The sequence below is a fragment of the Protofrankia sp. Cj3 genome (genome assembly GCF_917627355.1).
In the GTDB taxonomy this organism is placed as follows: Bacteria; Actinomycetota; Actinomycetes; order Frankiales; family Frankiaceae; genus Protofrankia.
In genome coordinates this window covers 30,027-41,575 of sequence record NZ_CAKJTR010000019.1, presented here as the reverse complement: position 1 = coordinate 41,575, position 11,549 = coordinate 30,027, and the positions used below count along the sequence as shown (strand labels likewise).

Sequence of the window (11,549 nt, the reverse complement as noted above, 5' to 3'; positions counted from 1 at the left end):
TCAGCCTGGCCACGATCGGCCTGGCCACGATCAGCCGAGCCCCGTCCCCGGTCGCCCTGCTGGCGCCCCTGGCGCTCAGCGGCGACGGGACGGTCAACCGAGGCACGCTCCCCGTCGACCTGCTGACGCTCACGCCTGTCGTCTCGGCCACGCCCGCTGCCGTTCTCCGACACGCGAGGAACACTGGCCGGCTCGGCCACCGACGTGACGGGCACGCCGGCCACCGACGGTTCCGCTGGAGTGGTGGACGGCGCTGTGGCTGGGGTGGTGACCACCGGCGACGCGGCACCCGGCGCGGCTTCTTCCGTGCTGGCGGCCCGCACATTCTCGGATCCGCTCTCCGGACCGGGCGCGCTCGCCCCACCACGGGTCTCCCGCGAGCCAGACAGCGCGTCGGTCAGTGTCGTCTGCTCACCACCGGCTGTGGACGGGCTGCCCGATGCCCGAGAAGCCCCACGGCGGGTCCGGACACGCATAGCGCCCTCGGCCGGGGCCGCTGCCTCGGTTGAGGGCGCGGAGAGCGGAGGATTGGAGGAGACCGGAGGATTGACAGCGTCCCCTGCCTTTGTGGACGAAGCTGAGGTACTCCGGGCCGGCTGCGGGGCCGGTTGCGCCTCAGCGGCGGCCGCGGCCGGCCGGGCGGCGGTGGCAGCCGCACCTGCGGCGGCGCCGGCGGGAGTCTGAACGTTCTGGATGGCCGCGATGAGCTGCCCCTTTCGCAGGCGTCCCACGCCCTGAATACCCAACGAACTTGCCATGGCCTGCAGCTCCGGCAGGAGCATGGCTGAAAGGCCGGTGCCTGACCGCCGGCGTCGCGGAGAACCAGCGTCCACGGACGACGTCGGTGTCTGGGGCTCCGCGGACTCACGTGCGCTGTCAGGCAGCACGTCGGTGGTGTCGCTCAAGATGTTCCTTCCCTGAAGGGACCGGCTCAAGGGAGCCGGGTGACGCTTGTTGACCTTCTTCGCCCGGGCATCCCATGTGGAAACGATGTTCAGCGCCAGGTAGGCAAGCAGAGCGCCCGTGGACGGCGCTAACGGCTGAGCGCCGCGTGCGAACTCGTCAATCCCGCTGAGGACTTGTCGGTGCTGGCCGAGGCTTCGATGACGAGGCTGAGGCACCAAGTTCCGGCACCATGATCCGGCTACGATGAACCGGTAGCACCGGCGGGCGAGCACGCGCCGCGGCGGCAGCGAGTGCAGTCATCAGACTATCCAGACGGAGTCATCTGGGCAACAACCTTCGAGGGGCATTGCTTCGGAGTCCTCCGTTTCCAACCCGAGCCGCGACCATTTCGGCTGGATGTCGCCCTCAACGAGGATCTGGCCCGCGGTGCGGATGGGGGTTTCGGACACCGGGCCGGGTGGAACCCGAACCGACGGCGTCAGCCCGCGACGAGCTCGACCCGTGCTCCGTTCCTGTCCACAGGCAGATTGAACACGGTGAAGCTGTCCCCGCCACATGCGCGGGCAGCCTCGGCCTGCTCCGCCCCCACGGCCAGCGCCAGCACCGTCGGTCCAGAACCCGACAGCACGGCCGCCAGGCCCGCCGCTCGCAGCCGTCCGAGCAGATCGCGGGTCTCAGGCATGGACGGCAGGCGGTAAGGCTGGTGCAGCCGGTCGTCGGTAGCCGCCACCAACGCGTCCAGCCAGGACGCCGTACCCAACCGGCTGGCGCCGGGCTGACCGCCAGGAAGATGGCTCTCGCCAGGCCGGCCTGCCCACTCCTGACCGCCAGCCTGGATCCCCAACGTCTGTGCAGGCAACGTCTCCGGAGACAGGGTTCCTGACATCGCCACTGCTAACAAAGCCGCACGCCCCGCATTAACCGCGGCGTCGACATGCGGCACGTTAGCCGGCAATACCGCCCGCGCCACAGACGTCAACTGGCGGTGGGCGGGAATGAAGACTACAGGCTGTAGATCATCTGGCGGATCGATTCGAACTGCCTGCGGGCGACCGCCATTATCGTACCAAGCCACGGTGAATCCACCGTAGAGGACAGGGGCGATGTTGTCCGGATGACCCTCGATCTGACAGGCGAGCGCGAAGACGTCCGCGGTGCTCAGATGGCCCCCGCCCAACGCGCTCGCGGCAAGGAGGCCCGCCACGATGGCCGCGGCCGACGAACCGAGTCCACGGCCATGCGGGATGCGGTTGATACAGGTCAGGCTCAGCCCGGTCGGCCCGAGGCCGAGCGCGTCCAGCCCAGCCCGCAACGCGCGCGCGACCAAGTGGCTCTCGTCTCTGGTGCCATCGTCCTCGCCGGTCACGTCAATCGACAGGCCCGACTCCGTCACAACGACCGTCAGATCGTCGTAAAGGCCCAGCGCAAGCCCACAGGCGTCAAAACCCGGCCCAAGGTTCGCGCTGGTCGCCGGCACCCGCACGCTGACTCTGGCCGGCACCGGAGCCCGGGGCGCACGGCTCATGACCGCCGCAGATCAAGAGCCACGGCCGCGGCGGCAGCCGTCGCCGGTATGGTCACCGGCTTGGCCGCTCCGCTGATCGCCCAGTCCGGGTCCTTGAGCCCGTTGCCGGTCACCGTGCACACGACCCGTTCGCCGGCCTGGATGAGGCCGGCGGCACGCGCCTGGAGAAGCCCCGCCACGCTCGCCGCGCTGGACGGTTCGACGAACACGCCTTCCTTGTGCGCGAGCAGCCGGTAGGCCGAGAGGATCTGACGGTCGTCGACCGCGTCGATGGCGCCACCCGAGGCATCCCGGGCATCCAGCGCGAAAGCCCATGACGCGGGGTTGCCGATCCGGATCGCGGTAGCGATCGTCTGCGGTGTGGTGACCACACTGCCACGCACGATGGGCGCGGCGCCGGCCGCCTGGAAACCATGCATGCGGGGCCGGCCGGAACCGTGGAGTGTGTCGTCCTCGACATAGCCGCGCCAGTAAGCGGTGATGTTCCCGGCGTTCCCGACCGGCAGGCAGTGGGCATCGGGCGCCGCGCCCAGATCCTCGACGATCTCGAAGGCAGCGGTCTTCTGCCCTTCCAGGCGGAACGGGTTGACCGAATTGACGAGGGTGACCGGAAAGGTTTCGGCAAGGTCCCTGGCGACCCGCAGGCAGTCGTCGAAGGAGCCGTCAAGTTGCAGGAGCCGTGCCCCATGCACCAGCGCCTGCGCCAGCTTCCCTAACGCGATCTTTCCGCTGGGTACGAGCACGGCGCAGGTCAGCCCGGCACGAGCCGCGTACGCGGCGGCGCTCGCGCTGGTGTTACCGGTCGACGCGCAGATCACCGCCTGCGAGCCCGCCTCGACCGCGCGGCTGATCGCCATGGTCATCCCACGGTCTTTGAACGAGCCGGTCGGATTGGAACCCTCGACCTTGAGATGGACCTCACACCCGGTCACCGCGGAGAGATGCTCCGCCGGCAGCAGCGGGGTTCCGCCTTCCCGGAGGGTCACCACCGGGGTGTCCGCGGAGACCGGCAGGCGGTCCCGATATTCCTCGATCACGCCGCGCCACACCCGCCGGCTGCGGTTGACCGAGCCCGGAGCTCCTCCAGCCGCGGCCGCGGCCGCGGGCATGCCCGTCATCCGCGGCTGCGGCTGCGATGCCGCCACTGGCGATGTCGTCACAGCTCACCTCCCTCTACCCGCATCACACCCGCGACCGCCCGGACGACGTCCAGTTCCCGCAGCTCCTCGACTGTCGCGGACAGTGCCGCGTCACTGGCGCTGTGCGTGATCAGAACAAGACTCGCGTCGTCGCCATGGCCGTCTTGGCGGACACTCTGTATGGAAACGTCCCGATGGGCGAATGCGGCGGCGACCGAGGCGAGCACTCCGGTCTTGTCCGTCACATCCAGGTTGATGTGGTAACGGGTCACGGTGGCGCCTATTGGCAGCACAGGCAGCTCGGCGTAGGCCGACTCGCCCGGACCCCGGCGGCCGGCCAGCCGGTTGCGCGCCACCGCCACCAGATCGCCCAACACCGCGGAGGCGGTCGGTGAACCGCCCGCCCCGCGACCGTAGAACATCAGTTGCCCAGCCGCATCCGCCTCGACGAACACGGCGTTGAACGCCTCCCGGACTCCGGCGAGCGGATGGGAACGGGGAATCATCGCCGGATGCACCCGCACACTCACGCCCGGCGTCTGCGGTGACCGTTCGGCAATGGCCAGCGCCTTGACCGTGCACCCCATCGCGCGGGCGCTGGCGATGTCCGCGGCGGTGACGCCGCCGATGCCCTCCCGATAGACGTCGGCCAGCGTGACCCGGGTATGAAAGGCGAGCTGCGCAAGGATCGAGGCCTTGGCGGCGGCGTCGAATCCATCGATGTCCGCGCTCGGGTCGGCCTCCGCATATCCGAGGGTGGTCGCCTCGTCGAGCGCCTCGGCAAACCCGGCACCGGTTTCGTCCATCCGGGTGAGGATGAAGTTGGTGGTGCCGTTGACGATGCCGAGCACCCGTCGGACGCGATCACCGGCGAGGCTCTCCCGCAGCGGGCGCAGCAGCGGGATCGCACCGGCGACCGCGGCCTCGTCGTAGAGGTCCACGCCGTGTTCGGCCGCCGCACCGTACAGCGCGGCACCGTGGGTGGCCAGCAGCGCCTTGTTCGCGGTCACCACCGATTTTCCCGCGCCGAGCGCCGCGTGCAGCCAGGTGCGGGCCGGCTCGATGCCGCCCACCACCTCGACGACAATGTCGATGTCCTCCCGGGTCGCGAGCCCTTCCGCATCCGTGGTGAAGATCCTTGGATCGACCGGCAGGTCGCGGACCACCGACAGGCGGCGGACCGCGATACCGGCGAGGTCCAGGGGCGCGCCCACCCGAGCGGCGAGGTCCTCGGCGTGGGTGTGCAGGAGCCGGACGACCTCACCCCCGACCACACCGCACCCGAGCAGGGCAATCCTCATCCCGCGTTCCTCACCATGTGGTTCTCGTCATGGATTCCTCATCGTGCGTTCGCCCCGCCGTCGCCCGGACGCGCGCCGCCCCGGACAGCCACACCGACGCCGGTCCGGGCATCCCCGCGCTCGACCCCGTCGATCTCGGGGTCGGGCTCGGGGATGCCCGCTTCGTCGATGTCAAGACGCAGCATGTCCATCTCGGTCTCCCTGCGGACGATCATGCGAGCCCGGCCGGCGCCGACCGCGACAACAGGTGGCCGCGGAACATGGTTGTAGTTGCTTGCCATGGACCGGTGGTACGCCCCGCTCGCCGGCACAGCGACAAGATCGCCAGGCCGGATGTCGGCAGGCAGCGCCACATCGTGGGCGATGACGTCGCCGGACTCGCAATGCTTGCCCACCAGCGTCACCACGCGGGGTGCAGCCATGCTGCGCCGAGAGACAAGGCGGGCCGTGTAGCGTGCATCATACAGCGCGGTACGGATGTTGTCGCTCATCCCGCCGTCGACGCTGACATAGGTACGCAGCCCCGGCAGTTCCTTGACCGTCCCGACCTCGTACAGCGTGATCGCGGTCGGGCCACTGATGGCCCGGCCCGGTTCGACCGCCAGCCGCGGGACGGCGAGTCCGGCCGCGGCGCACTCCTTGCCGACGATCGCGCGGAGCCGGTCCGCGACTTCCGCGACCTCCAGTGGCGCGTCCTCGCCGGTGTAGGCGATCCCCAGGCCACCGCCGAGATCGAGCTCAGGCAGTTCGGCCCCGTGGGCATCGCGAACGGCGGCCAGCAGCCCCACCATCCGATGGGCGGCCAGCCCGAAACCGGCGGTGTCGAAAATCTGCGAGCCGATGTGCGCGTGGGTCCCGACGAGCTCAAGGTGCTCGGGCGCGGCCAGCACCTGACTGATCGCCTCGGCCGCGGCACCGCTGGCCAGGGAGAAGCCGAACTTCTGGTCCTCCTGCCCGGTGGCCACGTAGTGGTGGGTGTGAGCCTCCACTCCGGGTGTGACCCGGACGAACACCCGCTGGCGCACGCCGGCCCGCGCGGCCACCGCCGCCAGCCGGGAGATCTCCACGAACGAGTCGACGACGATCCGCCCTACGCCGTAGGCGACCGCCCGCCGCAGCTCAGCGGTGGACTTGTTGTTGCCGTGGAAGAGCAGCCGCTCGGGCGGAAAGCCCACCGCTTCCGCGATGCCCAGCTCACCACCTGTGCAGACATCCAGCGAGAGCCCTTCGGCGAGCACCCATCGGGCGATGGAACGCGACAGCAACGCCTTGCCCGCGTAGTAGACGTCCCCGTCTGCGAAAGCGGAGCGCCACGCCCGGCAACGCGCCCGGAAGTCCTCCGTGTCCAGGATGTAGGCGGGCGTGGCGAACTCGGCGGCGAGCGCGTCAACCCGCAGCCCGCCGACCCGCAGCACACCGTCCGTGTCCAGAACGGCGGACGCCGGCCACAGCCCTTCCTCCAGCTGCGTCTGATGCTGGGCGAGATAGATCACATCACGCACAAACAGTCACATCCTCATCACGCGTATCCGCGTCGCGCACGAACAGTCACATCCTCGTCAGGGCCGGCACTCCCAGCAGCCGCAGGCCACTCGCAAGCACGGTCCTGGTCGCCTCAGCCAGGAGCAGCCGCGCTCCGCCCAGCGCACCCGCCCGCTCGTCCCCCTGCGGCAGTACCCGGCAGACGCCGTGAAAACGGCGGTACGTGCCGGCGAGTTCCTCGAGGTAACGCGCCACCCGGTACGGCGCCCGGCGATCGGCCGCGGTCCGCACGACCCTCGGCAGCTCACCCAACGCCCGCAGCAGGTCGCCTTCGCGCGGATGGGTCAGCAACAGCACATCGGCGCCCTCCGCATCCAGGGACAGTCCCAGCTCTCCGGCACTGCGCAGCAGCGCGCGGATCCGGGCATGGGCGTGCTGGACACAGAAAAACGGGTTGTCATCCGTCTGGCCGGCGATGACGTCCAGGTCGAGAACGAGGGCGCTGTCCAGCGGAACACGGACGAGCCAGTAACGGGCGGCGTCGGCGCCGACGGCATCCACCAGATCATCGATCAGGGGCGGTCCCCCGGCCGATGCCGGCGTCCGCACCGGCGCACCGCCGCGGGTCAGCGTCACCCGCTGCCCGATGGGCCCGCGGTCACGACGGACGCCGCCAGGCCGCCCCGGCTGAGCCTCGCCCGCCGCCGCGGTGACCGCACCGATCCCGGCAAGACCGCCGCCCTGACCGCCGGCCGCGTCGAGCAGCCGAGCCGATGCGTCCGCCACGGCTGCTCGGCGCGCGGCGGCAAGGGTGACCGGGCCGGCCGGGTGTGCGTACCCGGTCTCGGCGTTCGCCCGGGTGGCGCAGGCCTCGGGCGGACCGCGCCAGCCCTTCACAGCCGGGCCGCATCCGTAACTGCCGCCCGCGCGCACGACCGTACGTGCGATCTCGCCGAGAGCCCCGCCAGCCAGCCGGATGTTGAGGAAACCGGGACCGGCCACCGCCACCGCGGCCACCGCCTGATCCTGGCGCAACCGGCCCGCGACCGCCTCGGCGACCTCGCGCGGTGATCGCCGGGCCGAGCGGGCGAGGCGCAGCGCGATCGGCGTGGCGTAATCACCACGATCAAAAAATCTGAGGCGCTCGACCGGCACCACCGTGGGGATCACCACATCAAGCGCGCCGTCCGCGACCAGCTGCCCGATGATGGCCCGCAGAACTTCCGCGAGGCCGTCGGGAGTCATGGCGTGATGTTATCGGCGGTGGGCGGCGGTAGTGGCACGGGACAGCGGAACCGATCGCCACCGATCATCACGCTGTCGACGGCAGGCAGCCCGCGCTCCAGCGGCCCGCGTGTCAGACGGTCTGGCCGTGGCCGGCCAGCCTGCGCACAACCCCGATCAGCTCATCCGGGTCGAACGGCTTCGTGAGGTAGTAGTCGACGCCAAGACGCTTCCCGCGCCTGAGATCGGCGGCCTGGGCACGGGCGGACAGCAGGATCACCCGGATGTCCGCTGTCTCAGGGTCGTCGCGCAGCCGAGCGATCACGTCCCAGCCGTCCAGGTGAGGCATCATGACATCCAATGTGATCACCTGTGGCGCGATGTCCCGCACCCGCTCGAGGCAGTCCAGCCCGTCGATCGCGGTGTGCACCTCGAAGCCCTCCAGCTCAAGGTTGACCACCACGAGCTGACGGATCACCGCGTCATCATCGACAACGAGGACACGTGGGGGGGCGCAATACACATCGGGAGCTTACGGCGACCCGTCTACGCGGCCACCGTCGCGGTCCTGGTACGGTATACCCGCTTGCCCTGAAGCCCCCGTAGCTCAGGGGATAGAGCACCGCCCTCCGGAGGCGGGTGCGCAGGTTCGAATCCTGCCGGGGGCACTCAGGTATGTCCTGGTCATGGGGCTAATCGTAGCCGCTGTGGTCTGCCCATTCCAGATCTTGGCCACGGTTTACCCACACAGGTGGGTACATGTCGGATGTGTCGGGCGGCTGGCCAGTCAGGCCGCCGGGACGATCGCTGGTGATGATGGTCCGACATCGGGAGGAGCGTTCGCCGCCGTCTGGAGTTCGGCCCGCCACCGGATCCGGTCCGCTATCCCCCGCATGATCAGGTATTCGCGGCGCGGGACGCCGGGATCACCGGGATGGGCGGGCAGCCAGATCAACCGGGACGGGTCAGGCATGGTCCGGCCGAGCACGGCGAGCTGAGCCGCGATCCACTCTCGTCGGTCGACACGGTGGTCGCTGAGCGACTTTCCCGACCACCGACGAGAGACAAGAACCCGGCGCCCTCCGAACCCGAGTGTGGCTTGCCTGTGGGCCTTGCCCTTGCAGTAGCCTGGCGTCAGTCTGGGCCGGGGGTTGCGTGGTTGGATGCCGTAGCGTAGCCAGTTCGCGCAGGTCGGCGCACACGCCTCGAACCGCAGCGCCTCAGCGAGTCGATCGACGTGGCGACGCTGGGCGTCGGTGGTCACCTCGTGGCAGACGTCCAGCGCCTTTGTCAGGTACTTGGTGAGATAACCGATCATTCGGCCAACCTGCGCCGAGTTCGCCGTCACGCCGTCGGCGCGCAGCTGAGGCCCGAAACGGACGACGTGCGACGGCGGGTCATCGTCCCCGATTGCCTCCAACGCCTCATCCCACGTCGGCAGCGGTTCGGCCGTGGCCGGATCGACATAGCCGCCCTGGCGCTCGTCCCACTCGGGCAACCGGCCAGCGATCGTATACATCGGCTGGTCGCAGGCTGGCCACCACACCTGGTGATATGTTGCCGCCGCCACCTGACGCAGCACTGTCCGATGGTCGTGTGCTTGCCCGACTACAGCTCGCGCTCACCCTCCCAGGACCAGCACGGCCCCAGGCTCTCGTCGAGCAGGCGGACCCGACCTTTGATCGGATTCCTCACGTTCCGTCACAGGCAGCCAGACAGGCACCGTACTGCATGTGTACTGCAACGGGGGCGGACGCCGGTGGACGTTCCCGAAGCCATGACCTGCCCTGATGGATATCGGTGGACATCCATGGACGTATCGCTGAGGATTACGGATCAAGAGGTTGGGGGTTCGAGTCCCTCCAAGCGCGCCGCATCTCCGCAAGCCAGAGCCCCGCAACCGATCACAGCTACGGGACTCTAGATCATTTTTACCTCTGGATCCCGCCTTATGGGCCTGACAGCCAAACTGACAGCCGAGCCGGCAGACGTCCACTCTCGGCTTGACAGACGTCCACCCTGGTTGCCTGATGAGATAATTCGGAGCAGGGAGGTGCCACGTGAAGCTCGATCGGGACACGCGCAAGGTCACGGCCTGGCTGGACCGTGCCCTTGCCGACAGCGGCCTGACCCAGGCCGAGTTCGCCGCCGCGCTCGGGACCTCGCCTTCCCGGTTCTCCACCTACCGCTCCGGCAGGACGAAGCCGACCGCCGCGTTCTGTTTCCGCGCACAGCGCATAGCCCAGGGCCTCGCCGCCACACGTCGTGCGCGGGTAATGTCCGCGCCGGTCACCGCTAAGATCATCCGCGACACCGACGACGAGGACTGGGCATGGCGGATGCTTCTTCAGGGCCGCGACCACCTGCGCATGCTCCTCGAGGATGGTGGTGACACGGTCTGCGCATGGGAGGCGGCCCCGCCGTCGACGGGGAGCGCCGGTTTCGACACCCTGCTGGCCGTTTTGACACGCCGCGAGTTCGACCAGGTCGGTGTCGAACCACCCGCGTGGTGCGAGCCCAGGTGCCTGCCCGAGCCGTGGATTCCCGATCATCCGTTTCTCACTCGCGAACAGGTCATCGCCAAAACCCCGGAGTTCCTGAAAGAACTCAACGTCTTCGTCCCCGCCCGCGACCTGGTCACCGCGTGACCGAAGGCTACGAGTTCACGGCAGACGAGATAACCGCTCTGCTCGCCAAGCTCGACGAGCGCCTCCGCTCGCGAGGCGCGTCTGCATCGGTCTTCATCGTAGGTGGTGCCGCTATCGCCGTCGGCTCGAGCAAGTACCTGCGACAGACAGAGGACATCGACGCGATCACCCGCGATGAAATCGTCATGGACGAGGCTCGCGCGCTGGCTGCCGAGATCGGCCTTCCGCGGAACTGGCTCAACACCCGCGCGAGCATGTGGATGCCACCAGTGCCCGAAGACGCGCCGACGCCGGTAGCCGGGCCAGGGCTTCGCGTCACATACGCCTCGGACGAGTTCCTCCTCGCCACGAAACTGGTCGCTCAGCGTCGCAAGGACTCGCGAGACATCCTGGAGCTCGCCGCGCGTACAGGAATGACCCATGCGACGGCGGAGGATTTCGAGATGTTGATCTACCGCTACTACACAGATCCGGGCATCTTCGAGTTCATCATCGACGGGACGGACGTCCAGACCGAGGTCCGGTTGCTGGCCGAACGCGCGGTCCAGCTCCTTGCGCACGCCCAGTAGGCCAACAGCCAGCCGGTGATGGCACGGCGGTCGCGGATTGGGTAGGTCTTGTGAGTCTCACCGATCGTGCGGGGTCTACCCTCCCGCCCCTCGTTACCTGTTTTCTAGCGACAGCGAACGCTGACGGCAGCGTGAGCGGACAGGCGCGAACACCCGGGTCAGGTGAGTGTCTGTGGGGAATATGTGGAGACGTTGTACACGGTCGTGGTCCCATGGGGGCGAACGTTCAGGTGAACGGCATGATCCCCGGATAGCCAAGATGGTCTTGAAAACCGCTTCACGACGGCACGGCATCCGCACCACGGTCCAACGGTGTACCCGAGTCGGCGGACGTCGGTGGACAGGCACGGAGGCTGGCGAACGCGCACCACAGGTCACCGGACGTCCACGTACGTCGGCGAACGGTCTGCCTTGCTCTCTTAATCCGAAGTTACGTGATCATGAGCGCACCGTAGGCCGGCGACCTGGACATTTGTTCTGATCAAGGATTCACCTACTGACTACACATCACTCTGCCGAGCGAAATAGACACTGATAGTGCGGTGGTGCACGACGTTTCCGCAGGTCACAGCTTTGCAAGTATGTCCGGCGACGAGCACACCGGCCCGGGATCTCACGTGCAGCCGACACTCGATGGCCACACGAAAAAATCATAAGAATACTGGCTACAGTTTGCCCAACGGAAGCAAAATCTGCAGGTAGATGCCGTCAGATCCAATCAAGATCACGCAACTTCGGCTTAGAGGCTCCGGCAA

Annotated in this window: 10 protein-coding genes and 1 tRNA gene; 3 read left to right on the top strand and 8 right to left on the bottom strand. The window is 68.4% G+C overall.

Annotation, left to right across the window (positions count from 1 at the left end; translation table 11 throughout):
- The 7 genes from MJ783_RS04495 to MJ783_RS04465 form a co-directional block, all read right to left on the bottom strand.
- Positions 1-905 (bottom strand): Rho termination factor N-terminal domain-containing protein (locus tag MJ783_RS04495; RefSeq protein WP_239308648.1); only part of this gene is annotated, 905 nt, incomplete at its 3' end.
- 479 nt (positions 906-1,384) lie between these two features.
- The gene (locus MJ783_RS04490) at positions 1,385-2,431 is read right to left on the bottom strand and encodes a homoserine kinase (RefSeq protein WP_239308647.1); all 1,047 of its coding nucleotides are present in this window, start codon (positions 2,429-2,431) and stop codon (positions 1,385-1,387) included.
- Positions 2,428-3,540: a threonine synthase gene (thrC, locus tag MJ783_RS04485; protein WP_370651440.1), complete on the bottom strand. Its 1,113-nt coding sequence runs from the start codon at positions 3,538-3,540 to the stop codon at positions 2,428-2,430. The genes MJ783_RS04490 and thrC overlap by 4 nt, the downstream gene beginning before the upstream one ends.
- A 47-nt stretch (positions 3,541-3,587) precedes the next feature.
- Complete coding sequence (locus MJ783_RS04480) at positions 3,588-4,871, bottom strand: homoserine dehydrogenase (protein WP_239308646.1); 1,284 nt, start codon at positions 4,869-4,871, stop codon at positions 3,588-3,590.
- A 38-nt stretch (positions 4,872-4,909) separates the two neighbouring features.
- The gene (lysA, locus tag MJ783_RS04475; protein ID WP_370651439.1) at positions 4,910-6,334 is read right to left on the bottom strand and encodes a diaminopimelate decarboxylase; all 1,425 of its coding nucleotides are present in this window, start codon (positions 6,332-6,334) and stop codon (positions 4,910-4,912) included.
- 85 nt (positions 6,335-6,419) lie between these two features.
- The gene (locus MJ783_RS04470) at positions 6,420-7,598 is read right to left on the bottom strand and encodes a DALR anticodon-binding domain-containing protein (protein WP_239308644.1); all 1,179 of its coding nucleotides are present in this window, start codon (positions 7,596-7,598) and stop codon (positions 6,420-6,422) included.
- 112 nt (positions 7,599-7,710) lie between these two features.
- A complete protein-coding gene (locus MJ783_RS04465; RefSeq protein ID WP_255724007.1) occupies positions 7,711-8,100 on the bottom strand; it encodes a response regulator transcription factor in 390 nt (129 codons plus the stop codon).
- A gap of 73 nt (positions 8,101-8,173) precedes the next feature.
- Between MJ783_RS04465 and MJ783_RS04460 the strand changes: the two genes are divergently transcribed.
- A tRNA-Arg gene (locus tag MJ783_RS04460) sits at positions 8,174-8,245 on the top strand.
- 119 nt (positions 8,246-8,364) lie between these two features.
- Here the strand turns inward: MJ783_RS04460 and MJ783_RS04455 are convergent.
- The gene (locus MJ783_RS04455; protein ID WP_370651438.1) at positions 8,365-9,123 is read right to left on the bottom strand and encodes a replication initiator; all 759 of its coding nucleotides are present in this window, start codon (positions 9,121-9,123) and stop codon (positions 8,365-8,367) included.
- Positions 9,124-9,637: 514 nt separating this feature from the next.
- Here MJ783_RS04455 and MJ783_RS04450 point away from each other — a divergent pair.
- Positions 9,638-10,225, top strand: a complete 588-nt coding sequence (locus tag MJ783_RS04450; protein ID WP_239308642.1) for a helix-turn-helix transcriptional regulator — start codon at positions 9,638-9,640, stop codon at positions 10,223-10,225.
- A complete protein-coding gene (locus MJ783_RS04445) occupies positions 10,222-10,794 on the top strand; it encodes a DUF6036 family nucleotidyltransferase (protein WP_239308641.1) in 573 nt (190 codons plus the stop codon). Before MJ783_RS04450 ends, MJ783_RS04445 begins: the two co-directional genes overlap by 4 nt.
- The last annotated feature ends 755 nt before the right edge of the window (positions 10,795-11,549 follow it).